We start from the raw sequence: 21,207 nt of genomic DNA on the forward strand, positions 1-21,207 counted from the left end.
TCATTCGTCTGTCTCCCATTCGGCTTCGAGTAGGTCGATCTCGGCTTGGTCCAGACCGGCCAGGGATACGTCGGACGGGGTCAGCCCGCCGCCCGCCGAGCGGCTCTGCCGCACCAGCGCGGCAAGCGCGTCGAACCAGGCCAGTACGGTGTCCCGGACCCGGTCCTCGGTGAACAGTTCGCCGGGCCAGACCCAGGTGGTCTCCAGGCACGGCCCGGAGCCGGTGTCCCGGACGAACGCGACGATCTCCAGGGCGTGCGGCAGCCGCATCGCCGGATCCTGGCCGACCACGCCCGGCACATCCGTGGCGACCGACCAGTCGGCGCCCGGCCCGTTCGACGTGGCCGGCACCCGGCCCAGGTAGTTGAGGCCCACCTGCGGTCGGGCCAGCCGTGCCAGGACCTCTCCGCTGCGGGGGTCGAGGTGCCGGAGCGCCCCGTAGCCGAGGCAACGGTCGGACACCTCGCGCAGGTGCTCCTTCACCCGCTTCAGAACGTCGCCGACGACCGGCCCACCGTCGCGCAGCTCGGCCAGGTCTGCGGGGCCCGGGTCGAGCCGCACCGGGTATGTCGCGGTGAACCAACCGACGGTGCGGGACAGGTCCACGCCGCCGATCACCTCCTCGGCCCGGCCGTGGCTCTCCAGGTCCACCAGGACGCCCCGGGCGCCGGGCAGCCCGGCGGTCCGGAACGCGATGGCCAGCCCGGCCAGCAGCACCTCGGCCACGTCGGCGTGGTAGGTGGCCGGCACCTCGGTCAGTACCGCCTCGGTGACGTCGGTGGGCAGGCTCAGGGTGAGCCCGGCGGCCGAGGCCACCACGTCGACCGCCGGGTCGAGCGGCCGGACGCCCAGCGGGGCCTCCGGCTCGCCGAGTTCCGCAGTCCATGCCGCGAGTTCGGCCTGGCGCTGCGGTTGTCGGCTCCACTCGCTGAGGCGGCGCGCCCAGGTCCGCAACGAGGTGCCGACCGGGGCCAACCGGACCGGCTGACCGGCCCGGACCGCCTCCCAGGCCTCGACCAGGTCCGGCATCAGGATTCGCCAGGAGACCGCATCGACGGCAAGGTGGTGTACGACGAGCAGGAAACGACCCGACCGGTCCGGGCCGGCGTCGAACCAGACCGCCTGTACCAGATGGCCGTCCATCCGCAGCCGGTCCCGGGCAGCGGCGGCCTCGGCGCGCACCCGGTCGAGGTACCCGGCGGGGTCCAGACCGGTGACGTCGACGTGCCGCAGGCAGTCGTCGGCGGGTACCGAGCCGGGCGGGCCGACGCTGAGGTTCCAGCCGGTACCGGCCGCGCGGTCGACGCGGAGCCGGAGCGCGTCGTGGTGGTCGAGCAGAGCCTGTAGTACGTCGGCGAGCTGCCGGCGGTCGGCACCGGCCGGGGCGTGCAGGAAGCGGGCCTGGTGGAAGCCGTCGACCGGGCCACCGAGTTCGGCCAGCCATCCGACGATCGGGGTGACCGGCACCGCACCAAGGCCTGCGCCGGGTTCCTCGGTCCGCTCGTCGACGGCGTCCTCGACCACGGCCGCGAGTTCGGCGACCGTCTGGTGCTCGAAGACGTGCCGGGCGGAGAGCGCCAGGCCGGCCCGGCGCGCCCGGCTGGCCAACTGGATCGAGATGATGCTGTCGCCGCCGAGGGTGAAGAAGTTGTCGTCGACGCCGACCCGGTCCACGCCCAGCACCTCGGCGAAGAGACCACAGAGGATCTCCTCCCGAGGCGTACGCGCCTCCCGGCCACCGGCAGCCGCGCCGTAGTCGGGCGCCGGCAGGGCCCGCCGGTCCACCTTGGTGGTCGCCGATCTCGGAAACTCGTCAAGCAGCACCACCGCCGACGGCACCATGTAACCGGGTAGCAACTCCGCCACGTGCGCCCGCACCGCCGCGGGGTCGACGTCCTGCCCGGCCACCGGCACCAGGTACCCGACCAGACGCCGATCGCCCGGCCGGTCCTCCCGGACCAGCACCACCGCCTGGTCCACCGACGGGTACGAACGCACCGCCGCCTCGACCTCGCCCAACTCGACCCGGAACCCACGAATCTTCACCTGGTCGTCCGAGCGGCCGACGAACTCCAGCACCCCGCGCCGGGACCACCGCACCCGGTCGCCGGTGCGGTACATCCGCGACCCGTCCGGCCCGAACGGGCAGGCCACGAAGCGTTCCGCCGTCAACCCCGGCCGACGGACATAACCACGGGCCAGACCCAGGCTCGTCACGTACAACTCACCGACCGCGCCCACCGGCACCGGACGCAGTGAGTCGTCCAGTACGTAAACCCGCGAGTTCGCCACCGGCACGCCGATGTGCGGGACCTCGCCCTCGGCCAGCGGTGCCGACATCGTCACCGCCACCGTCGACTCCGTCGGCCCGTACGCGTTGACGAGCCGGACTCCGGAGGCGGCCCAGCGGGAGGCGAGTGCGACGGAGAGCGCCTCGCCACCGGTACAGATCGTCCGCAGGGTGGTGGCGACGCCGTGCGGCACCGTCGCCAGCAGCGCGGCCGGCAGGATGGTGTGCGTGATGGAGTGTTCGGCGAGAACTTCGGCGAGCTCGTCGCCGCCGGTCTCGTGGCTGGCCGGCGCGATCACCAGGGTGGCGCCGGAGCAGAGCGTGTGGCCGATCTCGGCAATGCTGACGTCGAAGCTGGGCGAGACGATCTGGAGCAGCCGGTCACCGGGGCCGACCTCCATCCGCGCGACGTGTTCGAAGAACATGCTGGCCAGGCCACGGTGGGTGACGGCGACGCCCTTCGGTTGCCCCGTCGAACCCGACGTGTAGATCACGTACGCCAGACCGTCCAGCGCCAACCGGCCGCCCCGCTCCGGCACCGACAGCTCTCCACCCGGCAGTGACGACAACGCCGCCACCACCTCCGGCTCGTCCAGGATGACCAGTCGCTCACCCGCCGCGCCGGCCACCACGGGTACGGTCGAGGACACCGTCAGCAGCACCGCGGGCGCCGCATCCGCCACCAGGAACTCCAACCGGTGCGCCGGCAGTTCCGGGTCGATCGGGCAGTACGCCGCGCCCGCCTTCACCACCGCCAGCGTGGCCACCACCCACGACACCGAGCGGGGCATCGCCACCCCGACCACGTCACCCGCCCGCACCCCGCGACCGAGCAGGTACCGGGCCAACCGGTCGGCCCGGGAGTCCAACTCCGCGAACGACAACACTTCGTCCGCGCACTCCACCGCCGGCGCGTCCGGCGAGCGCAGCACCTGCGCCTCGAACAACTCCCCGAACGTCAGGGCCGGAACCGCCCGGGTCGTCCGGTTGAGGCCCATCACCAGCAGCTCCCGCTCGACCGGCTCCACCACCTCGACCTGGTCCACCCGGGCGGTCGGATCGGCGACCAGGGCCTCCAACAGCCGCACGAACCGGGATGCCAACGTGGCCGCCGACTCGCGGTCGAACAGGTCCGCGCTGAAGTCCAGCACCCCGTGCAACCGGGTCGCCGCGCCAGCCCGGCGCAGCTCGCTGAAGCCGAAGAGCAGGTCGAACTTGCTGACCCCGGCACCGAGCGGCTGGGCGGTCACGGAGAGTTCCGGCAACGAGACGGCGGTGCCGGCCGGCGACTGGTCGTTGTTGTTGAGCGAGAGCATGACCTGGAACAGCGGATGCCGGGCCAGCGACCGCTCCGGATTGAGCACCTCGACCAGCCGTTCGAACGGCACATCCTGGTGCGCGTACGCGGCCAGGTCCGCCTCCCGCACCCGACGCACCAGCTCCACGAAGGACGGCCGCCCCGACACGTCGGTCCGCAACACCAACGTGTTCACGAAGAAACCGACCAACCCCGACAACGCGTCATCGGTACGCCCCGCGACCGGCGATCCGATCGGGACGTCGGTACCCGCGCCCAGCCGGGACAGCAGCACCGCCAACGCCGACTGCAGCACCATGAACAACGTTGCGCCCGACGAGCGGGCGAGGCCCAACAATCCCCGGTACAGCTCGTCCGGGATCTCCACCGGCACCCGACCACCGGAGTACGACGGCACCGCCGGTCGCGGCCGGTCCGTCGGCAGCAGCAGCTCCTCCGGCATACCGGCAAGGGTCTCGGTCCAGAACCCGAGTTGCCGGCTGATGCCGCTGTCCGGGTCCTCCTCGGAGCCGAGTAGCTCGTGTTGCCACAGCGTGTAGTCGACATAGCTGACCGGATGCGGCTGCCACGTCGGCGCCACACCGTTGCGGCGGGCCCGGTAGGCGTCGCCGAGCGTGGCCATCAGCAGCGGGGCGGACCAACCGTCCGCCGCGATGTGGTGCACCACCAGCAGCAGGACGTGCTCTTCCTCGGCCACCTCGAACAACCAGGCCCGGACCGGCAGCTCCACCGAGAGATCGAATGGGTACCGCGCCGCCTCGGTCACCTCACCCGGTACACCGGCCGGCGTCGAGGAGACCCGCACCAGCTCAGGCCGCGCTATCTCCGGCGCCACCACCACCTGGTGCACGCCAAGCTCGTCCTCTGCGAACACCGTCCGCAACGACTCGTGCCGGGCCACCAGGTCGCCCAGGGCCGCGTCCAGCGCCTCGGTGTCGAGCGGGCCGGACAGGCGCAGTGCCAGCGGCATGTTGTAGGTGGGATCGGCACCCTCGAAGCGGTTGAGGAACCAGAGTCGGCGCTGCCCGAAGGAGAGTGGGATACGCTCCGGGCGGGGCCAGACCGGGGCCAGGACACCTCGGCTCATCGTGCTGTCGAGCGCGGGGGCGAGTTCCGCCACGGTGGGATGCTCGAAGAGCTGCCGGACCGGCATGTCCCGGGTCAGCACGGCACGGATTCGGCTGGCCAGCCGGGTCGCCAGCAGCGAGTGACCGCCGAGGGTGAAGAAGTTGTCGTCGACGCCGACCCGCTCCACACCCAGCACCTCGGCGAAGAGACCACAGAGGATCTCCTCCCGAGGCGTACGCGCCTCCCGGCCACCGACAGCCGCGCCGTAGTCGGGCGCCGGCAGGGCCCGCCGGTCCACCTTCGTACTCGCCGATCTCGGGAACTCCGCGAGCACCACCACCGCCGACGGCACCATGTACCCCGGCAGCACGCCCGAGACGAATCCCCGTACCTGCGCCGGATCCACCACCGCTCCCGGCAGCGCCACCACGTACGCCACCAGTCGCCGGTCCCCCGGCTGGTCCTCCCGGACCACCACCACCGCCTGGTCCACCGCGGCGTGCGCGGCCACCGCCGCCTCGACCTCGCCCAGTTCGACCCGGAACCCACGAATCTTGACCTGGTCGTCCAACCGACCGACGAACTCCAACACCCCGCGCCGGGACCAGCGCACCCGGTCCCCCGTGCGGTACATGCGGGACCCCGCGGCACCGAACGGAGACGCCACGAAACGCTCCGCCGTCAGCCCCGGGCGGCGCACGTAGCCGCGGGCCAACCCGGCACCCGCCACGTACAGCTCGCCCACCGCGCCCACCGGTACCGGCGACAACCCGCCGTCCAGCACGTAGACCTGCGAGTTCGCCACCGGCCCGCCGATGTGCGGCGGCTCACCCACCGCCAACGCACCCGACGTGGTCACCGCCACCGTCGACTCCGTCGGCCCGTAGCCCTGCACCACCCGGACGCCGGCCCGGACCCAGGTCTCGGCCAGTTCGGCGGGGAGCGGCTCGCCGCCGAGGTGCACGCCGCGCAGGGTCGGCACCTCGATGTGGTCCAGGGTCCGCAGCATGGTCGGGCTGGCCGCCAACTGGGTGATGCCGTACCGGTTGACGAGCGCGGTCAGGTCCGCTTCGGTGACCGCCTGATCCGCCGGGTTGAGCACCAGGCGGGCTCCGGCACAGAACGCCGTGAGTAGGTCCGAAAGCGAGGAGTCGAAGTTCAGCGACACGTTCTGCAACACCCGGTCGTCCGAGGTCACGTCGAGCTTCTCGATCAGGTGGGCGGCGAACGACGCGAGCCCACGGTGGGTGACGGCGACGCCCTTCGGCTGTCCCGTCGAACCCGACGTGTAGATCACGTACGCCAGACCGTCCAGCGGCAATCGGCCGCCCCGCTCCGGCACCGACAGCCCCATCCCCGGCAACGACCCCACCTCCGCCGCCACGGCCGGATCGTCCAGCACCAGCACCCGGCCGTCCATCAACCCGGACACCGCCGACACCGTCGACGACACCGCCAGCAGTGCTGACGGCGCCGCGTCCCCCAGCACGAAACTCATCCGCTGGGCCGGCAGTTCCGGGTCGATCGGGCAGTACGCCGCACCCGCCTTCACCACCGCCAGCATCGCCACCACCCACGACACCGAGCGGGGCAACAGCAACCCCACCACGTCACCCGGCCGCACCCCACGACCCAGCAGGTGCCGGGCCAACCGGTTGCCCCGGGAGTCCACCTCCGCGAACGACAACACCTCGTCCGCGCACTGCACCGCGACCGCGTCCGGCGAGCGCAGCGCCTGCGCCTCGAACAACTCCCCCAACGTCAGACCCGGCACCGGCCGGGCCGAGTCGTTCCGACCCACCACCAACAACTCGCGCTCCACACCGGAGAGCACCGGCAGCCGGTCCACCCCCGCCGCGGGGTCGGCGACCACCGCACTGAGCAGCCGGACGAAGCGCTCCGCCAGCAGTACCGCCGACTCCCGGTCGAAGAGATCGGCACTGAACTCCAGGATTCCGCGCAGCGAGGCGACACCGTCGGCGTCGTGCCACTCCCGCAAGGTGAAGCCGAGGTCTCCCCGGGAGACGGTGCGGCGTACCGGGCGGCTACTGACCTGGAGCTCGGGCAGCCGTACCACGTCGACCGAACTGGACAGGTCGGTGTTGTCCAACGAGAGCATGACCTGGAACAGCGGATGCCGGGCCAGCGACCGCTCCGGATTGAGCACCTCGACCAGCCGTTCGAACGGCACATCCTGGTGCGCGTACGCGGCCAGGTCCGCCTCCCGCACCCGACGCACCAGCTCCACGAAGGACGGCCGCCCCGACACGTCGGTCCGCAACACCAACGTGTTCACGAAGAAACCGACCAACCCCGACAACGCGTCATCGGTACGCCCCGCGATCGACGTGCCGATCGGGACGTCGGTACCCGCGCCCAGCCGGGACAGCAGCACCGCCAACGCCGACTGCAACACCATGAACAACGTCGCCCCGGACGACCTCGCCAGGGCCAGCAGACCCTGGTACAGCTCCTCCGGAATCTCCACCGGTACGCGGCCCCCCTCGTACGACGGCAGCGCCGGACGCGGTCGGTCCGTCGGCAGCAGCAACTCCTCCGGCAGGCCGGCCAGAGTCCGCTTCCAGAACGCGAGTTGCCCGGCGAGCAGGCTCTCCGGGTCGTCCTCGGCACCGAGCCACTCCGGCTGCCAGAGCGCGAAGTCGGGGTACTGCACGGGCAGCGGCGCCAGCCGGGGCGCCCGGCCCCGGGACCGGGCCGCGTACGCCTGGCTCAGGTCCTGGGCGAGGATCGGGTTCGACCAACCGTCGCCGGCGATGTGGTGCAGCACCAGCAGCAGCACGTGCTCGCGCTCCGCCACCTCGAACAGCCACGCCCGCACCGGCAACTCCGCCGACAGGTCGAAGGCGTACCTCGCCGCGGCCGTCACATCGCTGTCCACGTCGGAGGGGGAAGACGGAACCAGCACCAGCTCCGGTCGGGCCAGCTCCGGCACCAGCACCACCTGATGCGGGCCCAGCTCGTCCTCCGCGAACACGGTCCGCAACGACTCGTGCCGCGTCACCACCTCACCCAGGGCGGCACGCAACGCCGGGACGTCGAGCCGGCCGGTGAGCTGCATCGCCATCGTGATGTTGTAGGTGCTGCTCGGGCCCTCCAGTTGGTACATGAACCAGAGCCGGCGCTGCGCGTAGGACAGCGGGATGCGCGCCGGCCTCGGCCGGACCGGCTCGACCCCGCGCACCGGTGTGCCGGCGGTGTCCAACGCGCCGCCGAGGGTCGCCACCGTCGGGGTCTCGAAGACCTGCCGGACCGACATCTCGACGTCGAAGGTGTTGCGAATTCGGCTGGCCAGCCGGGTCGCCAGCAGCGAGTGGCCGCCGAGGGTGAAGAAATCGTCGTCGATGCCGACCCGGGCTACGCCGAGGACCTCGGCGAAGAGGCCGCAGAGGATCTCCTCGCTCGGGGTGCGCGGGTCGCGGCCACCGGCGGCGGCACCGTAGTCGGGCGCCGGCAGTGCGCGCCGGTCGAGCTTGCCGTTGACCGTCAGCGGCAGTTCGTCGAGGCGGACGAAGGCCGCCGGCACCATGTAGTCGGGCAGGACCCGGGCGGCGTGGTCACGCAGCTCCGGCTCGCCGACGGTACCCACCGGTACCACGTAGCCGACCAGCCGTCGGTCGCCGGGCCGGTCCTCCCGAACCACCACGGCGCAGCGAGCCACGGCCGGATGCGCGGCGACGACGTTCTCGATCTCACCCAGCTCGATCCGGAAGCCCCGTACCTTGACCTGGTCGTCGGTCCGGCCGGCGATCTGCAACAGGCCGTCCCGGCTCCACCGTCCCAGGTCGCCGGAGCGGTACATCCGGGAGCCGTCCGCAGCGAACGGGTCGGCGACGAAGCGTTCCGCGGTCAGTCCGGCCCGCTTCCAGTACCCCCGGGCCAGCCCGGCCCCGGCCACGTAGAGTTCGCCGGTGACGCCGGGCGGCACCGGACGCAGCGCCGAATCGAGAACGTAGACCCGGGTGTTCTCGAACGGACGCCCGGCCGGCACCGCGCCGGCCGGGGTCGGCTCGCCGGGTGGCAGGCGCAGTTCCGCGCAGTTGACGGTGGTCTCGGTTTGCCCGTACGCGGCGAAGACCGTGGCACCCGGATTCCGGTCCCGCCACCGACCCAACGCGGCACCGGTGAGCAGTTCGCCGCCGAGCACCAGCATTCCGGACGGTGACGCCGCCGCCGGCAGACTGTCCAGCAGCTCCAGATGGGACGGGGTCACCTTCAGCAGCGCCGGGCGCGGCGCGGCGGAGGCGGCCAGGTCGTTCAGTTCGCCGAGCACGATCCGCCCGCCGCAGGCGAGCGCGGTGTACAGCGAGGTGACCGTCATGTCGAAGGAGATCGGGGTGTGCAGCCAGGCGACCTCGGCGGCGGCCGAGCCGTAGACCCGGGCGGACCGCGCGACGTAGCTGCCGAGGGTACGGTGAGTGATCGTCACGCCCTTCGGGCGGCCGGTCGAGCCCGACGTGTAGATGACATACGCCGGGTTGTCCGGCCGGAGCGCAACGGTGCGGCCCGACCCGGCCGGCGATCCGTCCGACGGGGCGTCGATGGACCGGTCGACCTCGAACACCGGTACCGCCAGCTCCGGCAGCAGCCCGGCACAGTCGACGGAGGTCAGTACCACGGTCGGGCCGGCGTCAGCGACCATGAAGGCGAGCCGGTCCCGGGGCTGGGCCGGATCGACCGGCACGTACGCGCCGCCCGCCTTCAGCACCGCGAGCAGCGCCACCACCGCGTCCACCGACCGGGGCATCACCACCGCGACCAGTGCCTCCGGTCCGACGCCGTGGGCCAGCAGCACGCCGGCCAGCCGGGACGACCGGGCGTCCAGTTCGGCGTACGAGAGGACGTCTTCGCCGTGTTGTACGGCCGGCGCCTCCGGCACCGCACGCACCCGGTCGGCGAAAAGGTCGTGAAAGAAGACATCCGGCGCGGGGCCGGTCGCACCCTGCCAGTCCCGCAGCACCAGGTCGCGCTCCACCGCACCGAGCAGCGGCAGGTCCCGGATCGCCCGGCCCGGCCCGGTCAGCGCCGCGTCGAGCAGTCGCACGAACCGTTCGGCCATCGTCGCCACGGTGGCCCGGTCGTAGAGATCGGTCCGGAACGCGACGACGCCGCGCAGCCCGGCCGGCGCCCCGTCCTCGGTCCGGTGCTCGTCCAGCGAGATCCGCAGGTCGAACCGGGCGGTACCGGTGTCGACCCGGTTCGGCGACACGGTCAGTCCCGGCAGCCCGGCCACCGCACGCTCCGGATCGGCGCTGTTGACCACCAGCACCACCTGGCACAGCGGGTGGCGGGCGCCGGAACGCTCCGGGTTCAGCCGCTCGACCAGCCGCTCGAACGGCACGTCCTGGTGGGCGTACGCGCCGAGCGCGGTCTCCCGGACCCGCTCGACAAGGGTGTCGAAGCTGGGGTTGCCGGAGAGGTCGGTGCGTAGCACCAGCGTGTTGACGAAGAAGCCGATCAACTGTTCCAGGTCCCAGTCCACCCGGCCGGCGACCGGGGTGCCGATCGCGACGTCGGTGCCGGCGCCGAGCCGGGAGAAGACCGCCGCCCAGGCCGCCTGCAACACCATGAACGGGGTGACGCCCCGGCCCCGGCAGTACGCGGCGAGGCGCTCGTGCAGCTCGGCGGGGAGCGCGAACTCGGCCCGGTCGCCCTGCTCGGAGGCGACCGCCGGACGGGGCCGGTCGGTCGGCAGTTCGATCTCGGTCGGCAGCCCGCGCAGCCGTTCCGCCCAGTAGTCGAGCTGGCGGCTGAGCATGGACTGTGGGTCGTCGTCGGCACCGAAGAGCCGCTGCTGCCAGAGGGTGTAGTCCGCGTACTGCACCGGCAGGGCGGGCCAGCCCGGTGCGGCGCCTGCGGTCCTGGCGCGGTACGCGGTGGCGAAGTCCCGGGCCAGTACGGGGATCGACCACCCGTCGCCGGCGATGTGGTGCACCAGGATCAGCAGGACGTGACTGTGCTCGGTCACCCGGAACAGCCAGCCGCGCACCGGCAGTTCGGTGGCCAGGTCGAAGGCGTACCGGGCGGTCCGCGCCACGTCGTCGTCGACCGCCTCGGCGGTGGTGTGCCGCAGCTCGAATTCGGGGCGGGCCGTGGCGGCGTCGAGGATCTGCTGACAGGGACCGTCGTCGTGCTCGGTGAACAGGGTGCGCAGCGACTCGTGCCGGGCGACCACGTCGGCCAGGGCGGCCCGCATCGCGGCCACGTCGAGCGGGCCGGTCAGCCGGAGCGACAGCGGCATGTTGTAGGTCGCGCTCGGTCCCTCGAACCGGTGCAGGAACCAGAGCCGCTGCTGGGCGTAGGAGAGCGGTACCCGGTCCGGGCGGTCCGCGGCGACGATGCCGGGCCGGGCCGGTGCGGCGGCGTCGAGCAGCCGGCGCACCCCGGCGACGGTGGGCGCCTCGAACAGATCCCGGATGCTCACCTCGGTGTCGAGCGTGGCCCGGATCCGGCCGGCGAGCCGGGTGACAAGCAGCGAGTGCCCGCCCCGGTCGAAGAAGTTGTCGTCGACACCGATCGCCGGCAGGTTCAGTACCTCGGCGAAGATCGCGGCGAGGATCTCCTCCTGGGCGTCCCTCGGCGGCCGGCCCGCACCGGCCGGGTCCTGGGCCGGTGCGGGCAGCGCGGCCCGGTCCAGCTTGCCGTTCGGGGTCGACGGCAGCGCGTCGAGGACGACGAACGCCGACGGCACCATGTATTCCGGCAGGGTGCGGCCGAGTGCCGCGCGCAGCTCGGCCGGCTCCGGCGCGACCCCGTCGACCGGCACCAGGTAGCCGACCAGCCGACGGTCGCCAGGACGGTCCTCCCGAATGAGCACGGCGGCCCGGGCCACCTGCGGCAGGGCGGCCAGGGCGGACTCGACCTCGCCGAGTTCGATCCGGAATCCGCGCAGTTTGACCTGGTGGTCGACCCTGCCGAGGAACTCCAGTCGCCCGTCCCGGGTCCAACGGGCCCGGTCACCGGTCCGGTACATGCGCCGGCCGGGCGGGCCGAACGGAGCGGCGACGAACCGTTCGGCGGAGAGGCCGGGGCGGTGCAGGTAGCCGAGGGCCAGGCCGTCACCGGCGATGTAGAGTTCGCCGGCCACAAGCGGTGGCACCGGGTTTAGCCCGCGGTCCAGCACGTACACGGCGGTGTTGGCGATCGGCCGGCCGATCACCGAGACCGGCCCAGGGTCCGCGGTCACCTCGGCCTGGGTGGACCAGACCGTGGTCTCGGTCGGGCCGTACAGGTTGAGCATCGAGCGGGTACGCCGGCGCAGCACCCGGGCGAGGTCGGCGGGGAGCGCCTCGCCGCCGACCAGGACCCGTACCCCGCCGAGGTCGCGGCCGGCCATCGCCTCCGACACGGCGTGCCAGAGGCTCGGGGTGGCCTGCATGACGGTGATCCGCTCGTCGACGAGCGCCGCGCTGAGCGCGTCCGGGTCCCGGACCAGATCGCGGGAGGCGAGCACCACGGTGCCGCCGGTCAGCAGCGGTCCGAACAGCTCCAGGCCGGCGATGTCGAAGCCGACCGTGGTGACCGCGAGCAGCCGCTCGTTGCCGGTCAGCGGCACCGTCGAGGTCATCGAGTGCAGGAAGTTCGCCAGGCCGCCCCGGGTCACCACCACACCCTTGGGTCGACCGGTGGAGCCGGAGGTGTAGATGACGTAACCGGGCTGGTCGGCCGAGATCTCGCCACTGCCGGGCAGCGGGGTACCGGGCAGCGCGGCCAGCGCGGCCTCGGTGGCCGGTTCACCGAGCAGGACGCGGCGGGCACCGGCCGGGTTCCGGTCGACGGGCTGGTCGACGGTACCCAGCAGGATCGCCGGCTTCGCGTCGTCGAGCAGGTAGCCGATCCGCTCGGCGGGATAGTCCAGATCGATCGGGAGGTAGCCGGCACCGGCCTTGAGCACCGCCAGCAGGGCGACGACGAGCCGCTCGGACCGGGGCAGCGCGACCGCGACCAACCGGCCCGGTCCGGCACCGTGCCGCAGCAGGTGCCGGGCGAGCCCGTTCGCGGCGGCATCCAGTTCCCGGTACGTCAGGTCACGGTCGCCGTGCCGGACCGCCACCGCGTCCGGACGCTGCCGAGCGCGCTCCTCAACCAGCCGGGTCAGCGGGTCGGGCGGCACTGGGACGGCGGTGTCGTTCCAGGTGTGCAGCAGCAGCTCGCGCTCGTCCCCGACGAGCAGGTTGACGTCGCGGATCGGCCGGTCCGGTTCGGCGACGACGGCGTCGAGGATCTGGACCAGGCGGGCCACCATCGACTCGGCGGTGTCCCGGTCGAAGAGGTCGGTGCTGAACTCCAGCCCGCCCCGGATGCCGGCCGGCTCTCCGTGGTGGTCGCGGCGTTCCACGATGGAGAAGTAGAGGTCGAACCGGGAGGTGCCGGTGGCGAGCAGGTACGGGCTGACGGTCAGCCCGTCGAGGTCGGGCAACGGTGCGCCGGCGGTACCGGCGGAGGCGGCCAACAACACCTGGAACAGCGGATGCCGGGCGAGCGAGCGGACCGGGTTGACCGCCTCCACCACCCGCTCGAACGGGACGTCCTGGTGCGCGTAGGCCCCCAGGTTGGTCTGCCGGACCCGGCCGAGCAGTTCGGTGAAGGAGGGGTCCCGCCCGGTGTCGGTACGCAGTACCAGGGTGTTGATGAAGAGCCCGACCAGACGCTCGGTTGCCTCGTCGGTGCGCCCGGCGACCGGGGTGCCGATCGGGATGTCGGTGCCGCCGGTCAGCCGGGTGAGCAGGGTGGCCAGGGCCGCCTGCATCACCATGAAGACGCTGACGGAATGGATCCGGGCCAGCTTGGTCATCGCGGCGTGCAGCGGCGCGGGGATCTCGAAGCCGAGTCGATCCCCGCGGTAGGAGGCGCGGGCGGGACGCGGCCGGTCGGTCGGCAGGTCGAGTTCCTCGGGCAGCCCGGCCAGGGTGCCGGTCCAGTACTCCAACTGCCGGCGCAGCGTGGAGCGGGGATCGTCGATCGATCCGAGGCGCCGTTCCTGGGCGAGTGCGTGGTCGATGTACTGCACCGGCAGGTCCGGCCAGTCCGGTGCCCGGCCGGCGCGGCGGGCCGCGTACGCCTCGGCGATGTCCCTGGAGATCACCTCCATCGACCAGCCGTCGGTCACGATGTGGTGCACCACGAGCAGCAGGGCGTGTTCGGTCGGGGAGACCTCGAACAGGGTGACCCGCAGCGCCGGCTCGACGGCCAGGTCGAACCGGTGCCGGGCCGCCTCGGTCAGCCTGGGCAGCAGCTCCGGCTCGGTCACCGCCACGGTCTCGCGGGACATCGGCAGGTCGTCCCGGACCGACTGGTACGGACCGTCGGCGTCCTCGGCGAAGACGGTGCGCAGCGCCTCGTGCCGGCGTATCACGTCGGCCAGCGCCGCCCAGAGCGCGGGCTGGTCGAGCGGGCCGGAGAGCCGCAGGGCGCTCGGAATGTTGTAAGTGGCGCTGCTCCCCTCCAGCCGGTTGAGGAACCAGAGCCGGCGCTGGGCGAGGGAGAGCGGGATCCGCTCCGGCCGGGGCACCGGGGCAAGGTGGCGGGCGGCCGCGCCGTCCAGGTTGTCGGCCAGTCCGGCCACGGTCGGCTTCTCGAAAATCTGCCGGGGCTGCACCTCGACTCCGAGGGCGGTGCGGATCCGCCCGGCCAGCCGGCTGACGGTGAGCGAGTTGGCACCAAGCTCGAATAGGTCATCGTCGATGTGAACCCGGTCGAGGCCGAGCACCTCGGCGACGAGCGCGCAGAGCGCCTCGTCCCGGGCGTTCCGGGGAGCCCGGGACGGCCGGCCCGGCCCGGCCGCCGGCAACGCCCGGCGGTCCAACTTGCCGTTGCGGGTCAGCGGAAGTGCGGGCAGCGTGACGAGCGCGGCCGGCACCAGGTAGTCGGGCAGCCGTTCACCGAGGTAGCGGGTCAGCGCCTCCGGGTCGGCGGTCCGCCCGCGCGCCGGCACCACATAGCCGACCAGCCGGGGCGCCCCGGCCGCCGTCTGCTCGACCAGTACGGCGGCCTGAGCGATCTCGTCGTGGGCGGTGAGCACCGCCTCGACCTCGCCCGGCTCCACCCGGTATCCACGGATCTTGACCTGGCTGTCGGTTCGGCCGGCGTACGACAGGCTGCCGTCGGGCTGCCAGCTCCCCCGGTCACCGGTGCGGTACATCCGGTCGCCGGTGCCGAACGGGCAGGCCACGAAGCGCTCGGCGGTGGCATCGGGGCGGCCGGCGTAGCCCCGGGCGAGGCCGGTGCCGGCGAGGTACATCTCCCCGACCGTGCCCGGCGGCACCGGGCGCAGCGCCGGGTCGAGGACGTAGACGCGGGTGTTGGCGACCGGGGTGCCGATGCCGGGGGCATCGGGCCACTCCCGGGGGTCGGGCGGCAGCACCGCACCGGTGACCACGTGCGACTCGGTCGGGCCGTACTGGTTGTGCAGCCGGCGCCCGGGTACCGCCGCGACGAAGGCCCGGACGGCGGCGGTGGGCCGCAGCGCCTCGCCGGCCTGCACGATGTGCCGCAGCGCGGGCAGCGGGATGCCGGCCGCCACCGCGGCCTCGGCGACCGCCTCGATCACCAGGTTCGGCGCGTACCAGTGCGCGACCTCGGCCTCGGCCAGCCAGCCGATCAGCCGCTCCGGGTCGCGGCGGTCCGGTTCCTGGCAGACCGCGAGGGTCTGCCCGGACAGCAGCGCGGCGTGCATCTCCTGCACCGACACGTCGAAGCCGATCGGCGCGAAATGCCCGGTGACCGTGCCGGCCACCGGACGGATCAGGTCGCGCTGCCAGTCGATCAGGTTGGTGATGGTGGCGGCCGGAACGAGTACGGGCTTCGGCTCGCCGGTCGACCCGGAGGTGAAGAGCAGGTACAGCCCGTGGTCCGGGCGGGGTACGGCACCGCGTTCGGCGTCGGTGAGCGGCGCCGGGGACTGCGCGGCGACCAGTTCGCGTTCGGCCCCGGCGTCGATGGTCAGCGCCGGGCGCCCGACGGACTGGTGCTCGGCCGCGAACCGCTCGGTCGTGACGGTCACCGTCGGCTGCCCGGCGGCCAGCAGGCGCCGTACCCGGGCCGCCGGCAGGTCGACGTCGACGGGCAGGTAGGTGGCACCGGTCGCGAGGACCGCCCACGCCGCGACCACCTGGTCGAGGGAGCGGGGCAGGGCGACCGCGACCACGGACTCGGGCCCGACGCCGTACCCGAGGAGCCGGCGGGCGAGCCGGTTGCTGGCGGCGCCGAGTTCGGCGTAGCTGAGCGACTCGGCGCCGTACTGGACAGCCGTGATCCCGGGGGTGGCGGCGACCTGGTCGAGGAAGCGGTCGGGGATGCTGCGCCACCGGGTCGGTCGGGCGGTGTCGTTCCAGGTCTCGATGACCTGGTGGTGGTGGGTGTGGTCGAGTAGCGGCAGTCGGCCGACGAGTTGGTCGGGATCACGGAGGATCTCCAGCAGGACCCGGCGGAGTCGGTCGGCGATCCCGACCGCGTCGGACTCGGTGAACACGTCCGGGCGGTAGTTCAACTGGAACCGCAACTCACGCCCCGGCCCGACCAACAACGCCAACGGATAATGCGACGCGCTACGACTACGCACCCCCACCACCGGAACAATCCCGTCCAGCTCCCCCCACCCCGCACCACTGGACGGAAAATTCTGAAACACACACAACGTGTCGAACAGATCCACCCCGCCCGGCAACCCCGCCACCCGCCGCACATCCGCCAAACCCACATGCTGATGCGGCAACAACACGGCCTGTTCCCGCTGCAACCGCTCCAGCAACCCCACCAACGACTCGCCCAACCGCACCCGCACACGCAACGGCACCGTATTGATGAACAAACCCACCATCGACTCGACACCGTCAAGCTCCGCCGGCCGACCCGAAACCGTCACCCCACCCACCACGTCCAACCGGCCCGTCAACTGCCCCAACACCAAACCCCAAGCACCCTCCACCACCGTGTTCAACGTCAACCCACGACCCCGCGCCCACCCCACCAACGCGGACGTCTCCACCTCCGACAAACCGAACTCCCACTCCCGAGGCAACACCGCCACCCGCGACGCCCCCGGTGCCACCACTGTCGGACCCTCCAAACCCGACAGCGCCTCACCCCACACCCGCAACGCCTCAACCCGATCCCGACCCGCCAACCACAACAAGAAATCCCGATAACCCCTCACCGGCGGCAACACCCGACCATCGCCACCCGCCGAATACAGCCGGAACAAATCCCGCACCACCACAGGCAACGACCAACCATCAAAAGCAATATGATGACTCGTCACCACGAAACGAGAACGCGAACCCGCCAGACGCACCACAAGGAAACGCACCAACGGCGGCGACCCCAAATCAAACCGAACCGACCGCTCCTCATCAACCAGACGATCCGACTCCGCCAACTGCTCACCAACCGGCAACCCCCGCAGATCCACCTCACGCCAAACCGGCTCCACCCCACGCAACACCAACTGCGCCCACTCACCAGAACGCCGCTGACGAAAACCCGACCGCAAACTCGAATGACGCCGAATCAACTCACCCGCAGCCACCCGCAACAAACCAAAATCAACCACACCATCCAAATCAAACACCGACTGACCCGTATACACATCCGGACCAGCCCCATCAAAAACATTGTGAAAAAGCAAACCCTCCTGCAACGCAGACAACGGCAGAATGTCCTCGATCGACGGTCCGGGCGGGCTCGCCGCCGGGACCGCCACCGCGCCGGTACCCGACCGTTGGGCAGCCGGCGGCTCGGTGCCGGTGGGCTGGGCAGTACCGGTCGGCTCGACGGCACCGGCGGGCTCGACGGTGGACGGCTCCGCGCGGACCGGTACGGCCAGCTCGGCCGGCGTCGGGTTGTCGAAGATGTCCCGCACGGTGCAGTCGACGGAGAGCGCGGCGCGGACCCGCGCGGCCAGTTGGGTGGCGAGCAGCGAGTCACCGCCGAGGTCGAAGAAGTCGTCACCCGGACCGACCTCGGCCAGCCCGAGCACCTCGGCGAAGAGGGCGCACACGGTTTGCTCGGTCGCGTCCGTCGGTACCGGCCCGGGCTCGGTGACGATCTCCGGCAGGGCGGCCCGGTCGACGTCCCCGTCGGCGGTCCTGGGAAGTGCGGCCAGCGGCAACAACAGCGACGGCACCATGTATCCGGGCAGCCGGGTACGCAGGTACCGCAGCACCGCCACCCGGTCCAGTGAGTACCCGGGCTCCGGTTGCAGGTACGCGACCAGCCCCGGTACGCCGGAGCGCAGCGGCCGGGTCAGCACCGCCGCGCTGCGGATCCCCGGGTGCCCGGTCAGCGCCGCCAGCACCACCTCCGGATCGATCCGCCGTCCGCGTACCGTCAACCCGCCGTCGTCCAGCGGGGCGGTCACCGTGAGCTGCCCCTGCGGCGACCAGCGTCCGAGCTGACCCGGGCGGTACATCAGGGAACCGTTCCCGGCGAACGGATCGGCCACCAGCCGCACCGGCCCGGCCGGCCGCCGCACCGCACCGGCCAGGTACACCTCGCCGGTGACCCCGGCCGGCACCGGCCGCAACGCGGCGTCCAGCAGGTAGACCCGGGCGTCGGCGGCGGGCGCTCCGGGCGGCAGCAGCTCCGCCGGTACCCGCCTCGACCACTCACCGATGACCTGGTGGTGGTGGGTGTGGTCGAGTAGCGGCAGTCGGCCGACGAGTTGGTCGGGATCACGGAGGATCTCCAGCAGGACCCGGCGGAGTCGGTCGGCGATCCCGACCGCGTCGGACTCGGTGAACACGTCCGGGCGGTAGTTCAACTGGAACCGCAACTCACGCCCCGGCCCGACCAACAACGCCAACGGATAATGCGACGCGCTACGACTACGCACCCCCACCACCGGAACAATCCCGTCCAGCTCCCCCCACCCCGCACCACTGGACGGAAAATTCTGAAACACACACAACGTGTCGAACAGATCCACCCCGCCCGGCAACCCCGCCACCCGCCGCACATCCGCCAAACCCACATGCTGATGCGGCAACAACACGGCCTGTTCCCGCTGCAACCGCTCCAGCAACCCCACCAACGACTCGCCCAACCGCACCCGCACACGCAACGGCACCGTATTGATGAACAAACCCACCATCGACTCGACACCGTCAAGCTCCGCCGGCCGACCCGAAACCGTCACCCCACCCACCACGTCCAACCGGCCCGTCAACTGCCCCAACACCAAACCCCAAGCACCCTCCACCACCGTGTTCAACGTCAACCCACGACCCCGCGCCCACCCCACCAACGCGGACGTCTCCACCTCCGACAAACCGAACTCCCACTCCCGAGGCAACACCGCCACCCGCGACGCCCCCGGTGCCACCACTGTCGGACCCTCCAAACCCGACAGCGCCTCACCCCACACCCGCAACGCCTCAACCCGATCCCGACCCGCCAACCACAACAAGAAATCCCGATAACCCCTCACCGGCGGCAACACCCGACCATCGCCACCCGCCGAATACAGCCGGAACAAATCCCGCACCACCACAGGCAACGACCAACCATCAAAAGCAATATGATGACTCGTCACCACGAAACGAGAACGCGAACCCGCCAGACGCACCACAAGGAAACGCACCAACGGCGGCGACCCCAAATCAAACCGAACCGACCGCTCCTCATCAACCAGACGATCCGACTCCGCCAACTGCTCACCAACCGGCAACCCCCGCAGATCCACCTCACGCCAAACCGGCTCCACCCCACGCAACACCAACTGCGCCCACTCACCAGAACGCCGCTGACGAAAACCCGACCGCAAACTCGAATGACGCCGAATCAACTCACCCGCAGCCACCCGCAACAAACCAAAATCAACCACACCATCCAAATCAAACACCGACTGACCCGTATACACATCCGGACCAGCCCCATCAAAAACATTGTGAAAAAGCAAACCCTCCTGCAACGCAGACAACGGCAGAATGTCCTCGATGACGGACGCTGGCTGACTCATCGCGACGACTCCCACTCCGCTTGCAGTTCCCCTTCGAATTCGTCGATCTCGCCCTGGTCGATCGTGGACAGTGCCACGTCGGACGGGGTCAGACCGCCCGCGTCGGGTCGTTCGGCATGGGCCACCAGCACCTCCAGGGCGCGGAACCAGGAATCGGCCAGCCGGTGCACCGAGCCCTCGTCGATCGCGCCCGGCGCCCACGTCCACACCGCCGTCAATTCGGGGCCGGCGTCGGTGTCCCGGGTGGCCGCGTTGATTTCCACCACATGCGTCAGCGGCAGCGTCGGATCCTGGTCGGCGCCCGTGTCGAGGCCCGGCACCACCGCCCACTCGGCACCGCCGGGCACGGCGACCCGGCCGAGGTAGTTGAAGCCGACCCGGGGGCGGGGCAACGCCGCGAACTCCGCCCGGCCCTGCGGGCTCAGGTAGCGGAGCGGGCCGTACCCGAGGCCGTTGCCGGGCACGGCCCGCAGCAGCTCCTTGACATGCTTGAGCAGACTGCCGGTGGCCGGCCCACCCGCCCAGACGTCGGCTCCGGCCTCGGGCCCGAAGTCGAGCCGGACCGGGTACAGCGAGGTGAACCAGCCCACGGTGCGAGACAGGTCGATGCCGGGGAACAGCTCCTCGTCCCGGCCATGCCCTTCGAGGTCGACCAGCACCGAGCTGGCCGCCGCGTCCTGCTCCCGGACCATCGCCATCAGCAGGGCGGTGAGCAGCACGTCGTTGACCCCCGCCTGGTACCTCGACGGCACCGTGGAGAGCACCGGAGCGGTGATCCGGGCCGGCAGCTGCCGGGTGAGCCGGCGAGCCGTCCCGTAGGTATCGGCGGTACCGACGTCGCGGTCGCCGGGAGTTACCGAGGCCGGGGCGAGCGCCTCGCGCCACCACTGCGCCTCCGCCGGCCCTCGCGGCCCGGCGGCGTGCGCGTCGAGGAGTTGCGCCCAGCGGCGGTACGAGGTCCGGACCGCCGGCAGCCGCACCTCTCGACCGGCCGCCACCGACCGGTACGCCTCGGCCAGGTCCGGCAGGAGGATGCGCCAGGACACCCCGTCGACGGCGAGATGGTGCACGACCAGCAGCAGGTACCCGGGACGGTCGGCGCCTCGGTGAAACCAGACTGCCTGGAGCAGCACCCCACGCCGCGCGTCGAGCCGGGCACGCGCGGCGGCCCCCTCGGCACGCAGCAGCCCGGCGTACGTCCCATCGTCCGCGTCGCCGACGTCGACCCGGCGCAGCAGCGGATCGGCGGGCAGTTCCCCGGGCTCCGGGATGGTCAGCGACCACCGACCGTCGGTCACGGTGAGCCGGGTCCGCAGGGCGTCGTGCCGGGTCAGCAGGGCGGCCAGCGCGGCGGCCAGCTGCGCCTCGTCGGTGTCGGCCGGTACCCGGACCACCTGGGACTGGCTGAAGAGCATGCCGGGAGTTGCCCGCTCGGCGAAGCGCGCCACGATCGGGGTCAGCGGCACCTCCCCGGTCGGGACATCCGGACCGGCCCCGGAGTCGGTAGGCGGTCCGGTGGGACGGTCGACGGCGACCCGGGCGAGGGCGGCGACGGTC

2 protein-coding genes (1 of these 2 cut by a window edge) are annotated in these 21,207 nt (G+C 71.8%); both read right to left on the minus strand.

Annotated elements, in window-relative coordinates:
- Positions 1–19,650, minus strand: a complete 19,650-nt coding sequence (locus AC2CHE_RS16965) for a non-ribosomal peptide synthase/polyketide synthase (protein WP_484505855.1) — start codon at positions 19,648–19,650, stop codon at positions 1–3.
- Positions 19,647–21,207, minus strand: the 3' portion of a protein-coding gene (locus AC2CHE_RS16970; protein ID WP_484505870.1) for an amino acid adenylation domain-containing protein. It continues 12,596 nt past the right edge of the window; 1,561 of the gene's 14,157 nt are visible here — the last part of the coding sequence; the start codon falls outside the window, past its right edge; its stop codon occupies positions 19,647–19,649. The genes AC2CHE_RS16965 and AC2CHE_RS16970 overlap by 4 nt, the downstream gene beginning before the upstream one ends.

It is taken from the genome of Micromonospora sp. ATLC16 (assembly GCF_057196645.1).

Coding starts and splice junctions, on each gene's coding strand:
- AC2CHE_RS16965 (WP_484505855.1), bottom strand. CDS start 19,650: ATGAGTCAGCCAGCGTCCGTCATCGAGGACATTCTGCCGTTGTCTGCG.